The following is an 18,884-nucleotide window of genomic DNA, read 5'->3' as shown; positions in this document are numbered from 1 at the left end:
GCTCAGCGGCGGCGGCAGATCATCAGCTCGGTCGTGGGGCTCTCGCGCAGGACGCGGACCAGCCGCCGCTCCGCCAGCGCGAGCAGCCCGCCCGCGATCTCGCCGGTGGTCTCCGTGAGGGTGACGGCCCGCAGCAGGCCGCCCCAGAGCTTACGCCACACGGGGTTGGCGTCCACCTGAGCGTTCATGAGGACGAGCATCGGCACGCGGCGTACGACGTCGAACCCGGCGTCGCCGAGCGCGCCGGTGATCCAGGTGAGCGTGTGGTTGACCTGATGGTCGCCGCGCTGCTCCGGCCGGTGCAGGAAATTCTCCGACAGCACGAACGTACCGCCGGGCCGCAGGGCGCGGGCGATGGAACGCAGCGCGGAGCGGTACCGCTCGTCGTCGGTGATGTGGAACAGCATGTCCATGGCCGAGACCGCGTCGAACGAGCCGGGTTCGAGCGTTTCGCCGGGATCGGCGATGTCGAGCCGGAGGATCTCGGTGCCGGGGAAGCGGTCGCGCAGGCGTTCGGCGGCGGCGGCGGTCAGGTCGGATCCGGTGACCGACTTCGCGCCGAGCGCGCGCCACTGCCGCAGGTAGAAGCCGGTGCCCGAGCCCACGTCGAGCACGCGGGACGACGACAGGTCGAGGCCGAGCGCCCCCACCTCGCGGCGGAACACCTCGCCGCGCACCCGGTACATCCACGTGTTGAACGCCAGCCCCAGCCGCTGGTAGCCGACCCCGCTCTCCGTCCAGTCGGCGTGCAGGCGCTGCTCCCAGAAGTCCTTCAGTTCGGCGTGCTGTTTCATGCGGCGACGCTCCCGGGTGACGGGGGTTACTGGCGGATCGGCCCGTACGGTGAGTCCACACCGGCGCGCGTACGGTGAGCTGGATCGACGCATACGGCGAGTCCGGATCGGCCGCGTACGGTGAGTAGCGTCATGCCCCCGTACGCCCCGGCCCGAAACGTGCGACCCTCCCGCCCGCCGCTTTCCCTGTGCTTTCCCCTCAGCTTTTCGCGTCATCCGGTAAGCGCGCCGTCCAGATTCTTCTCGAAATGCACGGTCATCCCGTCTCCGCGATGCCGGTGAATCTCCACGAGATCGGTCAGCGCGTACATCAACATCAGGCCGCGCCCGCCCTCCGCGTCCAGCGGCACACTGGGCAGCGCGTCGGGCATGACGAAACCCGCACCGTGATCGGTCACTTCGACGACGCACCGATTGTGGCGCAGAGCCGCGTCCACCTGATATTCACGCTTCGTGTCCGAATGGCGGACGGCGTTCGTGCAGGCCTCCGTCAGCGCCAGCCCGATATCCTGACGAGCGTCCGGCGAGACGCCGCAGCGCCGCAGCGCGACATCGACCACATTTCGGGTCAGGGTTACGGACGCCTTCTCCATGGGAATCGACAGGGCAATTCCCAGTTCCATCCTGGTCACCTCCAGTTCATTACTCACCTGTGCCCGAGGCGACCTCTGACAAACCGTCTTCTACTCATTTATTCGCCGATTTTTCAGGACATGAGGTGCGGGCGTACCGCGCCGGCGCAGGGCCGCCACCTCAGCCGCGCCCGCCCTGCGCCCCCGCTTTTCTCCCGTTTTCACTCTCCCCCGAGACAGGCCGGTCGTCGCCCCCGTCAGCTCGTGATCGTCACGTCGCGCAGCAGGAAGTAGCTGACCGAGTCCGCCTGCATGTAGAGGTGGAAATCGTCGGCCTTCGCCTTGGCGGTCTTGTCGGCGGTGACGATGGTGACCACCACGTACTTCTTGGCCGGGTTCGTTCTGACCTTGCCGTACTCGAAGGTCGGCAGGGCCATGTCCCTGCGGATGTTGACGGTGTCGGTCTTGGACTCGGCCATCTGAGTGGCCGCCGTCGTGGCCGCCTTGACCGACGGGAACTCCAGCATCACCTGCACCGCCTTGAGGTGGCCCCGGTAGGCGGAGTAGGCGAGCTGGACGGCGCGCCGGCAGTCGTTCTTCTCCAGCAGGCCCTGGGCGTCCACCGGCTCGCACGTGTCGTACGTCCAGCCGCCGACCTTGTTCGCGTCGAACGTGACGCCCGAGACGGTGAACTTCCAGTCGTCGAACTCGGTGTGGGCGATGGGCGAGCCGGGCTGGGCGGCCGAGGAGGACGGTGACGGCCTCGTGGCGGGGCCGGTCGGCTCGCCCGACGGCACCTCTTCCGCTGACGGCCTTCCGGACGGTTCCCCTGCCGCCGACGGCTCGCCCTTCGGTGAAGCGCCGGCCGAGGGCGGAAGGCCGCCGCCCGCGTCGGCCTCGGCCGGCTCGTCCGACGGCCACGGCGCGGTCGTCGGTGGCGAGGTGCCGCCGCCGCTCGGCAGGGCCGCGGGTGTGCCGTTCGAGGACTTGACGTACGAGACCGCGCCGACCGTGCCGCCGCCGAGGAGCAGCACGCCGAGGGCGGCCGAGAGCGCGATGACCATGGTCTTGCCGCGCTTTCGAGGCGGGTCGAGCGTGGCGGGTGTCAGGTGGTCGTACCCTGCCTGGTGGCGCTGGTGGGTGTACGGGTCGTAGTGGCCGTTGCCGCCTCCGTGCAGGTACGGAGGGCTCAGGGGACCATGGTCGTCCTGGCGGCCGCCATAGGAGGCGTGGAGACCGTTGTACGGGTCCTGCTCGCCGTAGACGTCCCGGTCGCCGTAGACGTTCCGATCGGCGTAGGCGGCCTGCTCTGCGCAGGCGCTCCTGTCGCCGTAGGCGTCCTGTTCGCGGTGGGCGGTCTGGTCGCCGTACGAGGGGCCGTATGCGGGCAGACGACCGTACGGCTCCGGAGGGTCGTAAGACGCGTGAGGCCCGGACCCGGGGGTGTACGAGTCCTGCGGACTGTAGGGGTAGCCGTCGTCCGGTGGGCCGGGCTGGCTGTGGCGGCCCCGCCGTGCTCCGAAGCCGGGTGGCGGGCTGCCCTGGCTCGCGTGGGGGCCGTTGCCGGCGGGTGCCGGTCCCTGGACGCCGTGATCGGTGGTCCCTAACTCGTGGTCACCGTAACCTGCGTGGTCCGTGCCCGGGTGGCGCTGGGTGGGCGTGGCCGGGCGCCCGTACGGAGGGCGGCCGTGCTCGCGCCGTCCCGGCTCCGGCTGCCCAGGCGCTCGCGGACCCCACGGGTCCGGTGGTGAAGGGTGAGTCATTGCCCCATCATGTGGCGAGATTTCGGCGTTTCCGCCGGTACACCGCCATACGGCATGAGAGTGAACCGGCCTCGCGCACCAGCACGTACCAGTGCTAAGGCTCCCCCCGCCGGGACCCCGGCCATCGCCGTGGAACGGTACATGGGCGGCGCGGCCACCCCGACGTCGTTGTCGCGGTGGCCGCGCCGCCCGGTCATCGCCGCGCCCGGCTCACAACCGGCCGTGAACGATGACCCTTATCGGCACCTCGTCTCGACGGCACCGGCCGGAGGCGTTCGTCTCCCCTCCATGGCGGACGGTCCGTTGTCCCGGTGCGCCGGGGCCGGGCCCGTATAAGGGGCTCACTTCGACAGGTAAAGGGTCTTCCAGGTGCCGCCGTACCGGCAGTTCGCCGAAGGGCGGGAGGCGCGGGGCTCGGAGCAGACCTTGAGCTCGATCTGGTACACGTCGCTCTGGCGGAACGAGAAGCGGGTGGGGCTGCCGTAGGTGCAGTCGCGCACCCAGCGCTCGCGGAACGGAAGCTGGTCGCCGTCGCGGTACGTGATGCGGAAGAGGGCCCAGCCGCACGAGGAGCGGCGGGTGTTGTCGTACACCTTGCCGGAGATCCGGACGAAGTCGGCCGTGGGCAGGGTGGCGTGGTCCTCGCCGGTGATGGTCAGCGTGCCCAGCGCCTTGGCGGCGCGCCGGGGAGCGTAGTAGGCGCCCCAGGACTTGGCCGAGGTGCCGGCCGAGGCGGTGATCTCCGTGGCGGTCCCGGCCGTGGTGGCGGCGGTGGCGGGAGCGAACGCGGCCGCGGTGGCGTTGGCGGCGGGAGCGAACGCGGCCGCGGTGGCGGCGGTGGCGAGAGCGACTGTGGTCAGTGCGAGGGTCCGGGCGAGCGTCATGGCGGCGATCCTTTTCGGCTGGGGGCGTTCGTGAGATGGCATTACTGTGCATTGAGGCGATTTCAAGCGGCTTACGGGGGACGTCGGCTGATTTCAGGCGACTTGCGGGGTCGCTTCAGGCCGCTTGACGGACCGTGTCGCCCCCGATTCCCTCCGATAACCGGCCTACCGGGATCCGGCGATTTGGCCGGGCGGGTTCGATGCACTAAGAACCTGAGAGCAGGCTTTCACCGCGCTGCCCTGGGATCCACGCGCGTTGCCTGGCCGGCGGGGGTTCCGGCATCGACATATACGCAATCAAGGGGAAATGTGACGTGAGTGATTCACGTGAGGACGCATCCGCCGCGGCGGCGTCCGCAGCCAACGCCACCATCGCCGTAGCACAGGCCGCTACTGTGACGTGGTCCCCCGCGGCTGCCGTCCGTGCCGCCGATGTGGATGCGGCAGCCGGGCGGCTGGCGGGGATCGTGGCGACGACGCCGCTCGAGCGGAACCCGCGCCTGTCCCAGATGACCGGGGCCGAGATCTGGCTCAAGCGCGAGGATCTGCAGACCGTGCGCTCGTACAAGGTGCGCGGGGCGTTCAACCTGATCGCGCAGCTCGGCGAGGCGGCGCGGGCGGCCGGGGTGGTCGCGGCCAGCGCGGGCAACCACGCCCAGGGGGTCGCGTACGCCTGCTCGGCGCTGGGCGTGCGCGGCCGGGTCTACCTGCCGCGCCTGACGCCCAGGCAGAAGCGGGACCGCATCGCCGCGCTCGGCGGCGACATGATCGAGATCGTGCTGGGCGGCGAGACGTACGACGAGGCGTCCGCGGCGGCGAAGGCCGACGCCGCGGCGACGGGGGCGACGCTGGTTCCGGCGTTCGACGACGTACGCACGATCGCGGGGCAGGGCACGGTGCTGCGCGAGGCGGTCGAGCAGCTCGGCAGGACGCCGGACGTCGTCGTGGTCCCGGTGGGCGGTGGCGGGCTGCTGGCCGGTTCGCTGGCCTGGCTGCGCGAGCGGCATCCCGGCACCCGGGTGATCGGCGTCGAGCCGGCCGGGGCCGCCTGCGTGGCCGCCGCCGTCGCGGCCGGAGGTCCGGTCACGCTGGACGCGATCGACACGTTCGTCGACGGCGCCGCCGTGCGCCGGGTAGGCGACGTCACGTACCCGATCATCGTGAGCTCCGGCGTGGACCTCGTGTCGGTCCCCGAGGGTCAGGTGTGCAGCGAGATGCTGGCGCTGTACCAGACCGACGGCATCATCGCCGAGCCCGCGGGCGCGCTGGCCACCGCCGTGCTGCGCACGCCCGCGCTGACCGGCATCCCGGCGGGCGCCACGGTGATCTGCGTGCTGTCCGGCGGCAACAACGACGTCAGCCGGTACGCCGAGGTCGTCGAGCGCGCTCTCGTCCACGAGGAGCGCAAGCACTACTTCCTGGTCGAGTTCCCGCAGGAGCCGGGGGCGCTGCGCCGCTTCCTCGACGAGGTGCTCGGCCCCAACGACGACATCACGCTGTTCGAGTACGTCAAGCGCAACAACCGCGAGACCGGCCCCGCGCTGGTGGGCATCGAGCTGTCCAGCCCCGACGACCTGCCGGCGCTGCTGAAGCGCATGGAGGCCGCGCCGCACCGCATCGAGCAGATCGATCCGTCCAGCCCGCTGTTCCGGTTCGTCACCTGACGCTCCACCGCACAAGCGGCCGCACGTCAGGGGGGGCGGGTGGCGCATCAGGCGGTGGCGGGTGGCGCATCAGGCGGTGGCCCGTCAGGCGGCCGCGCGTCAGGCGGTGGCGCGGTCGAGGTATTCGAGCAGGTGATGGTACGTCCTGCCAGTGGCGCGGGTCATGCCGAGCTCGCACGTGCGGTTGACCGAGGCGTGCGCGGTGCAGCCTGAGGCCTGGACGGCGACGGCCTCCGCGCGGGTGGCCGAGGCGGTCAGCTCGGGGTGGAGCAGGCCGCGGTCGCCGGCGAAGGCGCAGCACTGCCAGCCCTCCGGCACGACCACCTTCTCGGCGATCGCCTCGGCGAGCCGCGTGATGGCGGCGTCGAGGCCGAGGCGGGTGGACGAGCAGGTGGGGTGCAGGGCCAGGTTCGGCAGGCGGCGCTTGACGGTCAGGCGGGGCAGGAGGTGCTCGGCGGTGTAGGCGACCGCGTCGAGCACCTCGACGCCGGGGAGCAGGTGGCGGAAGCCCTCCGTACAGGAGGCGGCGTCGCTGACGACCGGGATGCGCTCCCCGCCCGCGGCGCCCAGAGCCGGAGCGCCCGGAGCCGTGTCACCGGCCGGGCCACCGTCCTGCGCCGCGTCACCGGCCGAACCTCCGTCCGGCACGGTGTCCCCGGCCAAGCCCAGGCGGCCGAGGGCCGTGCGGACCTGCTCCGCCATCGTGGCGTGGCCGTCGCCGTACCCCTTGGACGACCACGGCGTGCCGCAGCACAGGCTCGCGATCCCCTCCGGGACGAGCAGCTCGACTCCGGCGCGGGCGGCGAGCCGCTGGAACGCGGTCATCACGCCGGGCCCACCGGCGGCGGGCGCGAACATCGTGTTCAGGCAGGACGGCAGGTAGATCGCGGCGGGCCGGCGCGACGGGCGGGGACGGCGGCGGGCGCCGCCCTTGGGCAGGTCGCGCGACCACTGCGGCACCGCGTCCGCTCCGGCCACCCGCCGCGCGGCACGGGCGGCGGCCTCGGACAGCGGGGCGGGGGCGACGGCGGCGGTGTCGAGTGCGAGGTTCATGGCCCGGGTGACGCCGTCCCAGTGGCGGGCGGCCGACGCCCAGCCCTTGTTCGCGAGGCGGCCGTGCCGCTCGGCGCGCAGCCGCTTGGTGAGGTCGCCGGTGTTGATGAGGACGGGGCAGGCGGTGGCGCACATGCCGTCCACGGCGCAGGTGTCGACGGCGTCGTAGCCGTACTCGGACTCCAGCTCGCGGGCGAGCGCGTGGTCGCCGGCGGCGCGGGCGGCGGCCAGCTCGCGGCGCAGCACGATGCGCTGCCGGGGCGTGGTGGTCAGGTCGCGGCTGGGGCAGACGGGCTCGCAGTAGCCGCACTCGACGCAGCGGTCCACCTCGGGCTCGACGCTGACGACCCGTTTGAGGTCGCGCAGGTGGGCCTCGTCGTCATCGGTGAGCACGACGCCGGGGTTGAGCGTGCCGGCCGGGTCGCACAGGCGCTTGACCTCGCGCATCACCTCGTACAGCTCGTCGCCGTACTGGCGGCGGACGAACGGGGCCATGACGCGGCCGGTGCCGTGCTCGGCCTTGAGCGTGCCGCCACGATCGAGCACGGCCGCCACCATGTCCTCGGTGAAGGCGGCGTAGCGGTCGAGCTCGGTGCCGAACCGCTCGTTGATCATGAAGTGCAGGTTGCCGTCCTTGGCGTGGCCGAAGATGACGCTGCGTTCGTAGCGGTGGGCGGCGAACAGGGCGGTGAGGTCGTCGCACAGGTCGGCCAGTGCGGCCACGGGGACGGCGACGTCTTCGAGCAGGGCGGTGGTGCCGCTGGGGCGGGCTCCGGCGACGGCGGCGTACAGGCCCTTGCGGATGTGCCAGAGCCCGGCCCGGCCGCCGGGGTCGCGGCTGAGCCTGGCGGGCACGGCGAGGCGCAGCTCGGCGAACGCCCGCTCGGCGGCGCGCTCGCGCTCGGCGAGCAGGTCGGCGTCGGACTCCTGCCACTCGATGAGCAGCGCGGCGTGGTCCTGGACGGCGAGCGTGCGCAGCACGTCGTCGGCCTTGGGGTCGGTCTGGGCGACGCGCAGGGACTCGGCGTCGAGCAGCTCGACGGCGGCGGGCTCGGCGGCGACCAGCGCGGGCATGGCGGCCATGGCCTCGCGCAGCGCGGGGAAGACGAGCAGGCCGGTGGCGGCCAGGCGGTGCGCGGGCACGGTGCGGAAGACGGCCTCGGCGACGAACCCGAGCGTGCCCTCGCTGCCGATGACCAGGTGGGCGAGGATCTGGGCGGGCGTGTCGTGGTCGAGGAAGCTGTTGAGGCCGTAGCCCATGGTGTTCTTCAGCGAGAACTGGGCCTGGATGCGGCGCACGGACTCGGGGTTGCCGCGCACGCGGTCGCGCAGGCGGGCCAGGCCCTCGAAGAGCGCGGGTTCGAGCGCGCGCAGCCGCTCGTCGGCGTCGGGCGCGCCGGTGTCGATGACGGTGCCGCTGGGCAGCACGAGCGTCATGGATGCGAGCGTCCGGTACGTGTTGGCGTGCGTGCCGCAGGTCATGCCGCTGGAGTTGTTGGCGACGACGCCGCCGATGGTGCAGGCCGACTCGCTGGCGGGGTCGGGGCCGAGCTTGCGGCCGTAGGGGGCGAGTCTGGCGTTGACCTGCCGGAGCACGGCGCCGGGCTGGACGCGTACGCGGGCGCCGTCGTCGAGCACCTCGATGCCGCGGAAGTGACGGCGGGTGTCGACCAGCAGCTTGTCGCTGACGCCCTGCCCGCTGAGGCTGGTGCCGCCGGAGCGGAACGTGATCGGCAGCCCGGCCTTGAGCAGCGCGGCGACCTGGGCGGTGTCCCGCGGCACCAGGACGGCCTGCGGGGTGAGCAGGTAGTGGGAGGCGTCGTGGGCCAGGCCGAGCCGGTCGCTCGCCCTCGTCCGGGCGATCCCCGGCACGGCGGCCTCGACCGCGGCGAGGAGTGCGGGGTCCGGCTGGTCGATCACGATGGGTGCTTCCTTAGCGTCGCGGGTCGATGTGGATCTTGGGTCCTGGGCCTTCGGGGCGGCGCCCGGCCAGCGCCTCGGCGGTCTCGGCGAGCCCGATCGTGGCGGCGACCAGCGGCCGGGCGTCCACCGAGCCGTCGGCGTAGGCCGCGGCGGCCCCGTCGAGTCCGGCTGAACCGCCGAGAATACCGACTGCCGTCACGTCCTTCAGCACCAGGTCACGGGTGTCGACCGTGGACGGGTCCGGTGCGAGGCCGATGTAGACGGCGCGGCCGCCCGGCTCGACCAGGTCGAGGGCGAGCCCGGGCAGCTCGGGCGCGGTGGAGGCGTCGATGACCGCGTGCCAGGGCAGGCCGGGCAGCTCGGCGCGGGTCCAGACGCCGGAGAAGCCGAGATCGGTGGCCAGGCCGAGCTGGGCGGGGTCGCGGCCGAGCAGGTGGACCTCGACGCTCTGGGCGCGCGCGAACAGCGCGGCGAGCAGGCCGATGGTGCCGGTGCCGAGGACGAGCAGCCGCTCCCCCGAGCCGAGCGCGGCGGCGCGTACGGCGCGCAGCGCGTTGCCGCCCGGCTCGACCAGCGCGCCGAGCGCGGGGTCCAGGTCGTCGGGCAGGGCGTGCAGCGCGGCGGCCGGTACGGGGAGCCGCTCGGCGAGCGCGCCGGGGCGGCCCCTGCTGATGCCGATCTCGGCGAGGTCGGCGCACACGTGGTGCCGCCCGGCCAGGCAGCGCGCGCACCGGCCGCAGCCGAGCATGGTGTCGCCGGTGACGCGGCGGCCGAGCCAGGCGGGGTCCACGCCGTCGCCGACGGCGCTGACCCGGCCGCACCACTCGTGGCCCGGCCGCAGCGGGTACCAGGCGCGCCCGGTGCTCAGGTAGCTCATCCGGCCGGTGAACAGCTCGACGTCGGTGCCGCACACGCCGGCCCGCTCGACGTCCACCACGACCTCGCCGGGCGCGGCGTGCGGCGGCTCGACGTCTTGGACCTCGGCCTTGCCCGGCCCGGTGAGCACCAGGGCGCGCATCTAGCGGGGTCCGACGACGGTCTGCCGCTGGCTGCCCAGGCCGTCGATGCCCAGCTCCATGACGTCGCCGGGCTGGAGCCAGATCTGCGGGTCGTGGCCCATGCCGACGCCGGGCGGGGTGCCGGTGTCGATGAGGTCGCCGGGCTCCAGGACCATGAACTGGCTCAGGTGGTGCACGATCACGTACGGGTCGAAGATCATGGTCTTGGTGTTGCCGGTCTGGCGGCGCACGCCGTTGACGTTCAGCCACATGCCGAGGTCGCGCACGTCGGGGATCTCGTCGGGGGTGACCAGCCAGGGCCCTGCCGGGTTGAACGTCTCGGCCGACTTGCCCTTGCTCCACTGCCCGCCGCGCTCCATCTGGAAGGAGCGCTCGCTGACGTCGTTGACCACGCAGTAGCCGGCGATCGCGTCCCTGGCCTCCTCGACCGAGTCGAGGTAGGAGGTGCGGCGGCCGATGACGATGCCCAGCTCCACCTCCCAGTCGGTCTTGGTGGCGCCGCGCGGGATGCGCACGTCGTCGTACGGGCCGACGAGCGTGTTGGGCGACTTGGTGAACAGGATCGGCTCCTTCGGCACCGCCTGTCCGGTCTCGGCGGCGTGGTCGCTGTAGTTGAGCCCGATGCACAGGATCTGGTGCGGCCGGGCGATGGGCGCGCCGACGCGTTCGCCGGCGAACTCGCGTACGTCGCCGCGGGCGATGCGCTCATCGACCACGGAGGCGATGGATGCGGGGCCGCCCGCCGCGAAGAAGCGCTCGTCGAAGTCGGGGGTGACGTCGGAGACGTCGACGTAGCGGGTGTCGTCGACGCGGACGACGGGCTTCTCGGCGCCGGGGGCTCCGATGCGCATGAGGTACAAGGCGGCTCGCCTCCAGGTCTCTGCTGACGACGGCGGTGCGACGGTTTTCCCCATTATGAGAGGCTGTCGTCCCGCGGTGGCCAGTGGTAGGCGGGTGCGGACCGCAGCGCGCCGAGCGCGTCGGGCACCGCTCCGGGAGGCGGGCGGCCCGCAGAGTCCGCTCTAGCCGTTCAGCGCCGGGCCGAGCCTGCGCCACTCATCGCGCGGGAAGCCCTTGGGGTCGTCGGTGAGCACCTGGACGGTCACGTGGTCGGCGCCTGCCGCGCGGTGCTCGTCCACCCGGCGCTTGACGGCCTCCTCGTCGCCCCAGGCGATGAGCGCGTCGAACAGCCGGTCGCTGACGGTCTCCAGGTCCTCCTGGGAGAAGCCGAGCCGCAGCAGGTTGTTGGCGTAGTTGGGCAGGGACAGGTAGCCGCGCAGCCAGTCGGTGCCGATGGCGCGCGCCTCGTCGCGGCTGGAGCACAGGATCGCGGTCTGCTCGGGCAGCAGCAGCGGGCCCGCGCCCAGCGCCTCGCGGGCCTGGCGGGTGTGGTCGACGGTGACGAGGTACGGGTGGGCGCCGCGCGAACGCTCCTTGGCCAGCTCCAGCATCTTGGGACCGAGCGCGGCGAGCACCCGGTCGCCGGGCCGTACGGGCCGCTCGGCGGTGTCGAGCCCGTCGAGGAAGGCCGACATGGCGGCGAGCGGGCGGCGGTAGCGGCCGGGCTCGGTCGAGTCGATGAGCGGGGCGTGGCTGACCCCGATGCCGAGCAGGAACCGGTCGCCGTGCGCGGCCGACAGCGACGCATGCGAGGCGGCGGTCTCCTCGGCGGTGTGCATCCACAGGTTCAGGATGCCGGTGGCGATCGTCGCCTGCCGGGTGGCCGACAGCAGCCGCTCGACCGCCTCGAACACCGGCCCTCCGACGTCGGGTATCCACAAGGCGGTGAACCCGAGTTCCTCCAGCTCGGCGGCCGCTTCGGCGGCCTCTCCCGGGTCACCGTGCCTCAGTTGCGTGCTCCAGATGCCCGCGCCCGCAAGATTCTTCATGATTCTCGTGATACCACGGCGGCCCGAAGGAGCGGCCGTACGCCACGCCTCCTCAGCGGGCCGGCGCGACGACGTACCGCATGGTCGCCCAGGCCGCGTACAGCAGCGGGGAGGCCAGCAGGAGCAGGCCGGCCACCGGCTTGACCAGGACGACCGCGACGGCGAGGCCGAGCACGACGAGGGTCGCCGCCGCCAGGTACCAGCGGCGGGCGACCAGGAACAGGCAGGGCAGCACCAGGGAGCGCAGCCGCGTGCCGGGCTCGCCGGCCAGCGTCAGCAGCGCGAACGCCACCGAGATCACCAGCGCGGCGGCGGTGCAGAAGAACGGCACCAGGGCCGGGCCCCAGCCGGTGCCCGCCACGGCCGCCGCGTCCACCGCGAGCACCGCGACCGCCGTCCCCGCCGCCGCCCACACGGCCAGGGCGCGCCGCCAGGCCCGCCGGTAGGCGCCCCAGAACGCGCGCAGCACGCCGGTGCCGCCCTCGTCCAGCGCCTCGAAGCAGCCGAACGCGCCCGTCAGCGCCGGCGCGCACAGCAGCGACAGCACGCCGAAGAACGGCCACGAAGCCAGCGGGTCGCGCACGACGGCCAGCGCGAACAGCAGCGGCGCGCAGGAGATCGCCAGCAGCACGTTCGTCATGAGGCCGACGTAGACGGTGGAGAACACCTTCTCGTAGGTCTCCTGGCGGGCGGGGCGCAGCAGCCGCCGTGCGACCCCGCCGCCCTCGGAGACGTTCCGCGGCGCGCTCATCCCTTGAGCCCGCTCGTCGCGATGCCGCGGATGAAGTACCGCTGGCCGAACAGGAAGATCACCAGGATCGGCAGCACCGACAGCACCGAGCCGGTCATGATCATCGCGTACTCGGCCTCGTACTGGCCGACGAACGAGCGCAGGCCGAGCTGCACCGTCCACAGCTCGTTGCTGGTCAGGTAGATGAACGGCCCCATGTAGTCGTTCCAGGTGTTGACGAACGTCAGCAGCGCCAGGCTGGCCAGCGCCGGTTTCGACAGCGGCAGCATGATGCGGCGGTAGATGCCGTACTCGCTGAGCCCGTCGATGCGCGCCGCCTCGCACAGGTCGTCGGGGATCGACATGTAGTACTGCCGCATGAGGAAGACGCCGAACGCGCTGAACGCCTGGAGCAGAATGATCGACAAGAACGTGTCGGTCAGCTCGGCCCGCTGCATCATGATGTACTGCGGCACCATGTACGCCTGCCACGGCACCGCGATGGTCGCGATGTAGGCGAGGAACAACCCGTCCCTGCCGGGAAAGCGCACCTTGGAGAAGCCGTAGGCGGCGAAGCTGCCGGTCAGCACCTGCAGCGCGGTGATCGTGACGGACAGGAACGCCGAGTTGCCGAGGTAGGTGAGCAGCGGGATGCGTTCCCAGATCTCCACGAAGTTCTGCCAGCGCAGCTCGTCGGGGATCCACTGGATCGGCACCGAGAAGACCTGGTTGTCGCGTTTGAGGGAGGACGACACCATCCACGCGAACGGCACCAGCACCAGCGCCGCGATCACGATCAGGCCGATGTAGGCGGGGACGGTGCGGAGCAGCCGCCGCGCGCGGCTGCGCCCGCCGCCGGCGCCCGCCTCGGTGGCGGCTCCTGGCAGCGCGGTCATGACGTGCTCCTGCGCTCGTTGAGTCGGAACTGAAGGACGGTCACCGTCAGCACGATGAGGAACAGCACCAGCGCGATGGCCGATGAGTAGCCGAACTGGCCCTCGCGGATGCCTTCGCGGTAGACGAGCTGGGCCAGCACGAGCGTGCTGCGCCCGGGGCCGCCGTCGGTCATCACCACGATCAGGTCCAGCACCTTGAAGCTCTGGATCGTCAGCATGACCAGGACGAAGAACGTGGTGGGCCGCAGGCAGGGCAGCGTGACGTTCCAGAAGCGCTGCCAGGCGCCGGCGCCGTCCACCCTGGCGGCCTCGTAGTACTCGCGCGGGATGGTCTGCAGGCCGGCCAGGTAGAGCACCATGTAGTAGCCCATGTCCCGCCACACGCTGGTGATGATGACGGCGGGCATCGCCCAGTCGGTACTGGCCACCCAGCGCGGCGGATCGGAGATGCCGATCGCCTCCAGGAACTGGTTGATCGGGCCCGCGGTCGGGTTGAACAGCATGTTCCACACGACCGCGACGGCGACCAGCGAGGTGATGTACGGGAAGAACGCGGCGGTGCGGAAGAACTGCACGCCGCGGATCTTCCTGTCGAGGACGATGGCCAGGCCGAGCGCGACGGCCAGCGTCAGCGGGATGTGCCCGGCCGCGTAGAAGAGCGTGTTGCGCAGCGCGACGTGGAAGTTCTGGTCGCGCCACAGCCGCTCGAAGTTCTCCAGCCCGACCCATTCGGGGGTGCTGTAGGAGTCCCAGTCGAGGAACGCCAGCGCGAACGCGGCCAGCATCGGCACGAGCGTGAACAGGGCGAAGCCGATGAAGTTCGGGAGGATGAAGCTCCAGCCGACGAGGATGTTGTGCCAGGAGCGTCGGCGGCGGGGCGGTGCGGCCGGCGGCAGCGGTCGCGTCATTGCCTGTGTCATGGTGTCCTTCGGAACTCTCCGTGAGGCGCCGGAGGGCCCGGACGGCGGCCCGGGCCCGCGACCGCCCTAGTTGAGTACTTCGCTCTTGACGCGCTCGTTCATGGAGCGGATGCCGTCGGCGATCGACTTGTCGCCGACCATGATCAGCTCGTGTTCCTCGTTGAGGATCGTGTCGATGTCGGAGGTGTGCTCGCTGACCGGCATCTCCAGCACGACCTTGTCGGGCTCGAACGCCTTCTTCGACAGCTCGTCCTCCGGCATGCCCTTGAGCCCGAAGTACGCCTCGGTGATCTCGGGCGTCTGCAGCGCCGGCACCACGCCGACCTTCGTGATCGCCTCGGCGCCGGCCTTGCTCGCGGCGAACTCGACGAACTTCTTGGCGGCGTCGGCGTGTTCGGAGCGCTTGTTGACGGCGAACGCGGTCGGCGAGCCGAACGTGGTGACGCCGGTGGCGCCGGGCCGCTGCGGCATGGGCGCAAGGCCCCACTCGACGTCGGTGGCGCCCTTCTCCTTGGCCTCGAGGATGCCGGAGATGTACCAGGTGCCCATGGGCATCATCGCGGTCTTGCCGCTCTCGAACTGGGTGCGGTAGTCGGCCTGCTGCGACTTGGCGGTGCCGAAGTCGAGCACGGCGCCGGCGTCCTGGAGGCCCTTGGCCACGTTGTACTGGTCGGTAAAGAACGTGTAGTCGCCGCCGAGCTGATCGCCGCCGGTCTGCGCGGCGGAGACGGCCTGCACGACCGAGCGCCAGGTGTGGTGGTAGGCGCCGTAGACCTTGTCGCCGCCCTCGCCCGACGTGAGCTGCTTGGCGATCTTGACGTAGTCGTCCCAGGTCATCGGCTCGGGCAGCTTGACGCCCGCCTTGTCGAGCAGCGTCTTGTTGTAGTAGAGCAGCCAGAAGTCCTGCCGGTACGGCAGCGCGTAGTACTTGCCGCCGACGTCGAAGGCGTCCAGGCCGGCGAGCTTGCTCGTGTCGGTCGACTTCACCATGTCGGTGAGGTCGAGGAGCTGGTTGCGGCTGGAGTAGCGGGAGTAGTCGGTGACGTTCTTCATCGTGATCACGTCGGTCTTGTCACCGCCCGCCAGCATGGTGGTGACCTTCTCCGGATAGTCATCGGCGAGGATGTCGACCGGCTTGATGGTGATGTTCGGGTTGGCCTGCTGGAAGGCGTCGAACAGCGCCTTGAACTCGGGCGTCTTGGCCAGGTTCCACACCGTGACGCTCAGCGTGATCTTGCCGTTGGGGTCGGCCGGCTGGGGTCGCCCGAGCCGCAGGCCGCGAGGGTGAGCGAGAGCGCGCCCGCCAGGGCCAGGCCCTTGACCGCCTGCCGCCGCGCACCGCCCTTGCCTGACGTGATCATTGATCCGGTCTCCTCTCCGTCGCAGGGGGGTTGGTCAGGCGCTGACGGCGAACTCGTCCGGCGTGACGGCCGTGCGCAGCGGCAGGCCGGCCAGGTGGCGTTCGAGTTCGTCGAGAGCGCTGTCGCTCATGCGCCGGGTCTCGCTGCCCAGCGAGCCGGCGATGTGGGGGGTGATCATGACGTTGGGCAGCTCGTACAGCACCGACTCGGCGGGCAGCGGCTCGGGGTCGGTGACGTCGAGGATGGCGTCGAGCCGCCCGGAGGCGCACTCGCGCTCCAGCGCGGCGGTGTCGAGCACGGCGCCGCGCGCGGTGTTGATGACGGTCGCGCCGTCGCGCAGCATGGCCAGCTCGGCGGCGCCGATGAGGTGCCGGGTGGCGGGCAGCGAGGGCACGTGCAGGGTGAGCACGTGGCAGCGGCGCAGCAGCTCGGGCAGCTCGACCAGGCGGCCGCCCGCGGCGCTCACCTCTTCCTGCGCCGCGTACGGGTCCGAGACCAGCACGTCCACCTCCAGGCTGCGCAGCCGTTCGACGACCCGGCGGCCCACCCGCGAGAAGCCGACCACGCCGACCGTGCGGCCGCGGTTGCTCAGCTCGCCGCGCTGTGAGGCGTAGGACCAGTCGTCGCGGTGCTTGCGCGCGTCCTGGGCGAGGAACGGCGCCTTCTTGCCGGCGAAGATGACCGCGGCGAGCGTGAACTCGGCGACCGGGATGGCGTTGGCGTCGGCGGCGCTGGTCACCACGATGCCGCGGCGCCACACCTCGTCGGTGACGAACGGGCGCACGGTGCCGGCGCAGTGGAAGATGGCGCGCAGGCGAGGGGCGTCGGCCAGCCGTTCCGTGGTCAGCGGCGGGCAGCCCCAGGAGGTCAGCAGCACCTCGCTCTCCCGCAGGCGGCGCCGTGCGGAGGGGGTGTCCAGGTCGTCGACGCAGATCGGGTCGCCCAGCTCGGCCATCTCGCGCAGCCGGTGCAGCTGCCGCTGCCCGAACTGCAGCCGGTAGGTGTCCGGGTTCATGACCAGCAGGGCCTGGGGTCGCGTCATCGGGACGCGCCCATGTGCCCGTTCGGCCGGCCGGCGACGCGGAATCTGCTGTTCAACCTGATGCTCCTTGTTACGCGATGACGTCAGGGGTGTCTCGGCACGCGCGCATGACGGCACGGCGAGAGAAGGGCGCCTGGATGGATCCGATCGGCAAACGATCAGCTTCGTTCATCTGTGATCGGTCGGCGTTGCCATGGAGTTAAGCGCGAGCATGTCGAAACAGTCAAGAGGCAATCCAATCGATCCGATCATCAACGTTCGGCTTAGATCACAACTGCTCAACAAAGCGGCCGGATGGGCTCGTGACCGCTTGACGGGCAACCGGGGCGCTGTAACCATCGCGTGAATCGATGGTTACGTAAACATCGTTCCGGCACGAAGGGACTCGTGAATGCCGCCCCTGGACGACCCGCGGCTGTCACCGTTCACCGGGTGGACGCGCGCACACTGGGCAGATCTGGCCGACCGCATGCTGCTGGCGGCCCGCCGCCACACCTCGCCGGGGCGCGCCAGGGTCTCCTTCCCCGGCCGGCCCGGCGGCTACGGCCCCGACGTGGACGCGCTCGAAGGCTTCGCCCGCACGTTCCTCGCCGCCGGCTTCCGCGTCACGGGCGAGAACGGCGAAGACCCGCTCAACCTCATGGAGTGGTACGCCGACGGCATCGCCGCCGGGACCGACCCGCACTCCCCCGAGCGCTGGGTCCGGCTCGACGAGCACGACCAGGCCAAGGTCGAGGCCGCCTCGCTCGCGCTCGTCCTGCACCTGACCAGGCCCTGGCTGTGGGACCGGCTCGATCCCGTCGTGCAGGAGCAGGTCGTCGACTACCTCAAGCCCGCCATCGGCTCGTGGTATCCGCCGATCAACTGGGTGTGGTTCCAGATCGTCGTCGAGCAGTTCCTCAAGTCGGTCGGCGGGCCGTACTCGGCGGAGGACATCGAGGCGGGGCTGGCGCTGACCGACGGCTTCGCCCGCCAGGACGGCTGGTACGCCGACGGCGAGGAGCGCTCCTACGACCACTACGCCGGGTGGGCGCTGCAGTTCTACCCGCTGCTCTGGGCCGAGATGGCCGCGGGCAGCCCCGAGGCGGAGTCCCGCCGCCCCGTCTACCTGCGGCGGCTCGAACGCTACCTGCAGGACGCGGTGCACCTCGTCGGCGCCGACGGCTCGCCGCTCATCCAGGGGCGCAGCCTCACCTACCGGTTCGCCGCGGCCGTGCCGTTCTGGACCGGCGCCAGGTACGGTCTCGACACGCCCTCGCCCGGGCTGCTGCGGCGGGCCGCGTCCGGAATCGCCCGCCACTTCGTCTCCCACGGCGCCCCCGGCGATGACGGGCTGCTGACGCTGGGCTGGCACGGGCCGTGGCGGCCGATCGCGCAGTCGTACTCGGGGCCCGGGTCGCCGTACTGGGCGTCCAAGGGGCTCTTCGGCCTGACCCTGCCCGCCGACCACCCGGTGTGGACGGCGGTGGAGGAGCCGCTGCCGGTCGAGCGCGGCGACTACGGCCGCGTCCTGCCCGCCCCGGGCTGGCTGGTCAGCGGGACGCGGGCCGACGGCGTCGTACGCGTCGTCAACCACGGCACCGACCACTCGCATCCCGGCTCGCATCTGACGGACTCGCCGCTGTACGCCCGCCTGGGCTACTCGACCGCCACCTCTCCCCTGCTCGCCGGCCCGCACGCCGCCCGGCCCCTGGACCAGTCGGTCACGCTGCTGTCGGAGGACGGCGAGCCGAGCCACAGGACCGGCTTCGACACGCTCCGCCTGGAACGGCTCGCCACCGGGACCGTCGTCGGCGGGTCGCGGTGGCGGGCGCACTGGGTGAAGCCCGACGAGGACGCCCCCGATCACGGCTCCGGGCGCTCCGGCGAGGTGCGGCCGGGGCCGTGGCTGGAGGTGCTGTCGGTGCTGCGCGGGGCGTGGGAGGTGCGGCTGGTCCGCGTACAGCCCGATCCCTCCGGTGATGGGGCGGCTTCTCAGGGGACGGCGCGGTTGCGGGTCGGCGGCTGGCCGCTGCCGGCGGACGGCCCGCACGAGGACAGCCCGCACGAGGACAGCAGGGCTTCCCAGGTGAGCAACGGCAAGACCTGCTCCGGGGTGTGGGACGCGGCCGGGCTGGACGCCGGCGGGGTCACCTCGGCGGACGACGCCTCGCCGCTCGCCCACTGGACGCTGGTGCCGTGGCGGGCGACGCGCGGCCCCGCCCGTACGGGCGTCTGGTACGCGGCGGCGATCCACCTCGGCGCGTCCGAGCCCGGCGAGCCGCCCGCCGTGGCGTGGGACGGCCCGCGCTGCCTGGTGACCTGGCCGGACGGCACGAGCGACGCCTTCGACCCCGCTCCCCTGCCGTCCTGACCCGCTCCCCTTGACCCGCCT

At 71.9% G+C, this 18,884-nt stretch carries 16 protein-coding genes; 2 read left to right on the top strand and 14 right to left on the bottom strand.

Going from position 1 to position 18,884, the window contains the following annotated elements; translation table 11 throughout:
• Positions 1 to 2: 2 nt before the first annotated feature.
• The 4 genes from WBK31_RS09800 to WBK31_RS09785 form a co-directional block, all read right to left on the bottom strand.
• The gene (locus tag WBK31_RS09800) at positions 3 to 794 is read right to left on the bottom strand and encodes a class I SAM-dependent methyltransferase (protein WP_364065161.1); all 792 of its coding nucleotides are present in this window, start codon (positions 792 to 794) and stop codon (positions 3 to 5) included.
• Between the two features lie 212 nt (positions 795 to 1,006).
• On the bottom strand, positions 1,007 to 1,417 hold the full coding sequence (locus tag WBK31_RS09795; protein ID WP_364065164.1) for an ATP-binding protein: 411 nt from the start codon (positions 1,415 to 1,417) through the stop codon (positions 1,007 to 1,009).
• Between the two features lie 206 nt (positions 1,418 to 1,623).
• Entirely contained in the window at positions 1,624 to 3,129 is a 1,506-nt protein-coding gene (locus tag WBK31_RS09790) for a hypothetical protein (protein ID WP_406674663.1), read from the bottom strand.
• Between the two features lie 341 nt (positions 3,130 to 3,470).
• Complete coding sequence (locus WBK31_RS09785; RefSeq protein WP_406674662.1) at positions 3,471 to 4,013, bottom strand: hypothetical protein; 543 nt, start codon at positions 4,011 to 4,013, stop codon at positions 3,471 to 3,473.
• A 314-nt stretch (positions 4,014 to 4,327) separates the two neighbouring features.
• Between WBK31_RS09785 and ilvA the strand changes: the two genes are divergently transcribed.
• Positions 4,328 to 5,677, top strand: a complete 1,350-nt coding sequence (gene ilvA, locus WBK31_RS09780; protein ID WP_378790016.1) for a threonine ammonia-lyase IlvA — start codon at positions 4,328 to 4,330, stop codon at positions 5,675 to 5,677.
• Positions 5,678 to 5,776: 99 nt separating this feature from the next.
• On the opposite strand, the gene WBK31_RS09775 is transcribed toward ilvA, so the two are convergent.
• The 10 genes from WBK31_RS09775 to WBK31_RS09730 all read right to left on the bottom strand — a co-directional run bounded on the left by WBK31_RS09775 (position 5,777) and on the right by WBK31_RS09730 (position 16,510).
• Positions 5,777 to 8,650, bottom strand: coding sequence for an FAD-binding and (Fe-S)-binding domain-containing protein (locus WBK31_RS09775; RefSeq protein WP_406674661.1), 2,874 nt, complete (start codon positions 8,648 to 8,650; stop codon positions 5,777 to 5,779).
• Positions 8,651 to 8,663: 13 nt separating this feature from the next.
• Entirely contained in the window at positions 8,664 to 9,671 is a 1,008-nt protein-coding gene (locus tag WBK31_RS09770; RefSeq protein ID WP_364065179.1) for an alcohol dehydrogenase catalytic domain-containing protein, read from the bottom strand.
• Positions 9,672 to 10,523: a fumarylacetoacetate hydrolase family protein gene (locus WBK31_RS09765; RefSeq protein ID WP_378790020.1), complete on the bottom strand. Its 852-nt coding sequence runs from the start codon at positions 10,521 to 10,523 to the stop codon at positions 9,672 to 9,674.
• A gap of 171 nt (positions 10,524 to 10,694) precedes the next feature.
• Positions 10,695 to 11,561, bottom strand: coding sequence for an LLM class F420-dependent oxidoreductase (locus WBK31_RS09760; protein WP_364065184.1), 867 nt, complete (start codon positions 11,559 to 11,561; stop codon positions 10,695 to 10,697).
• Between the two features lie 52 nt (positions 11,562 to 11,613).
• Positions 11,614 to 12,312, bottom strand: coding sequence for a hypothetical protein (locus WBK31_RS09755; protein WP_364065187.1), 699 nt, complete (start codon positions 12,310 to 12,312; stop codon positions 11,614 to 11,616).
• A complete protein-coding gene (locus WBK31_RS09750) occupies positions 12,309 to 13,187 on the bottom strand; it encodes a carbohydrate ABC transporter permease (RefSeq protein ID WP_378790022.1) in 879 nt (292 codons plus the stop codon). The genes WBK31_RS09755 and WBK31_RS09750 overlap by 4 nt, the downstream gene beginning before the upstream one ends.
• Complete coding sequence (locus WBK31_RS09745; RefSeq protein ID WP_406674660.1) at positions 13,184 to 14,095, bottom strand: carbohydrate ABC transporter permease; 912 nt, start codon at positions 14,093 to 14,095, stop codon at positions 13,184 to 13,186. The genes WBK31_RS09750 and WBK31_RS09745 overlap by 4 nt, the downstream gene beginning before the upstream one ends.
• 78 nt (positions 14,096 to 14,173) lie before the next feature.
• Complete coding sequence (locus WBK31_RS09740) at positions 14,174 to 15,322, bottom strand: ABC transporter substrate-binding protein (protein WP_378790025.1); 1,149 nt, start codon at positions 15,320 to 15,322, stop codon at positions 14,174 to 14,176.
• An 8-nt stretch (positions 15,323 to 15,330) separates the two neighbouring features.
• Positions 15,331 to 15,468: a hypothetical protein gene (locus tag WBK31_RS09735; RefSeq protein WP_378790026.1), complete on the bottom strand. Its 138-nt coding sequence runs from the start codon at positions 15,466 to 15,468 to the stop codon at positions 15,331 to 15,333.
• A 34-nt stretch (positions 15,469 to 15,502) separates the two neighbouring features.
• Positions 15,503 to 16,510 carry a hydroxyacid dehydrogenase gene (locus WBK31_RS09730; protein WP_364065196.1) on the bottom strand — a complete coding sequence of 336 codons (1,008 nt, stop codon included), beginning with the start codon at positions 16,508 to 16,510 and terminating at the stop codon, positions 15,503 to 15,505.
• 391 nt (positions 16,511 to 16,901) lie between these two features.
• On the opposite strand from WBK31_RS09730, the gene WBK31_RS09725 reads away from it, so the two are divergent.
• Positions 16,902 to 18,863 (top strand): DUF2264 domain-containing protein, encoded by a 1,962-nt coding sequence (locus WBK31_RS09725; RefSeq protein WP_406674659.1) that lies wholly within the window; start codon positions 16,902 to 16,904, stop codon positions 18,861 to 18,863.
• The last annotated feature ends 21 nt before the right edge of the window (positions 18,864 to 18,884 follow it).

Source organism: Nonomuraea sp. N2-4H, assembly GCF_045291505.1.
In the GTDB taxonomy this organism is placed as follows: domain Bacteria; phylum Actinomycetota; class Actinomycetes; order Streptosporangiales; family Streptosporangiaceae; genus Nonomuraea; species Nonomuraea fastidiosa.
Note: the sequence above shows the minus strand (reverse complement) of the source record. Positions and strands in the feature narration are given on the sequence as shown.

What these genes read in the sequence shown, in the direction of transcription:
- WBK31_RS09800 (WP_364065161.1), bottom strand. Translation starts at nt 794, where the DNA reads ATGAAACAGCACGCCGAACTGAAGGACTTCTGGGAGCAGCGCCTGCAC.
- WBK31_RS09795 (WP_364065164.1), bottom strand. Translation starts at nt 1,417, where the DNA reads ATGGAACTGGGAATTGCCCTGTCGATTCCCATGGAGAAGGCGTCCGTA.
- WBK31_RS09790 (WP_406674663.1), bottom strand. Translation starts at nt 3,129, where the DNA reads ATGACTCACCCTTCACCACCGGACCCGTGGGGTCCGCGAGCGCCTGGG.
- WBK31_RS09785 (WP_406674662.1), bottom strand. Translation starts at nt 4,013, where the DNA reads ATGACGCTCGCCCGGACCCTCGCACTGACCACAGTCGCTCTCGCCACC.
- WBK31_RS09770 (WP_364065179.1), bottom strand. Translation starts at nt 9,671, where the DNA reads ATGCGCGCCCTGGTGCTCACCGGGCCGGGCAAGGCCGAGGTCCAAGAC.
- WBK31_RS09765 (WP_378790020.1), bottom strand. Translation starts at nt 10,523, where the DNA reads ATGCGCATCGGAGCCCCCGGCGCCGAGAAGCCCGTCGTCCGCGTCGAC.
- WBK31_RS09760 (WP_364065184.1), bottom strand. Translation starts at nt 11,561, where the DNA reads ATGAAGAATCTTGCGGGCGCGGGCATCTGGAGCACGCAACTGAGGCAC.
- WBK31_RS09755 (WP_364065187.1), bottom strand. Translation starts at nt 12,312, where the DNA reads ATGAGCGCGCCGCGGAACGTCTCCGAGGGCGGCGGGGTCGCACGGCGG.
- WBK31_RS09750 (WP_378790022.1), bottom strand. Translation starts at nt 13,187, where the DNA reads ATGACCGCGCTGCCAGGAGCCGCCACCGAGGCGGGCGCCGGCGGCGGG.
- WBK31_RS09745 (WP_406674660.1), bottom strand. Translation starts at nt 14,095, where the DNA reads ATGACGCGACCGCTGCCGCCGGCCGCACCGCCCCGCCGCCGACGCTCC.
- WBK31_RS09735 (WP_378790026.1), bottom strand. Translation starts at nt 15,468, where the DNA reads ATGATCACGTCAGGCAAGGGCGGTGCGCGGCGGCAGGCGGTCAAGGGC.
- WBK31_RS09730 (WP_364065196.1), bottom strand. Translation starts at nt 16,510, where the DNA reads ATGACGCGACCCCAGGCCCTGCTGGTCATGAACCCGGACACCTACCGG.
- WBK31_RS09725 (WP_406674659.1), top strand. Translation starts at nt 16,902, where the DNA reads ATGCCGCCCCTGGACGACCCGCGGCTGTCACCGTTCACCGGGTGGACG.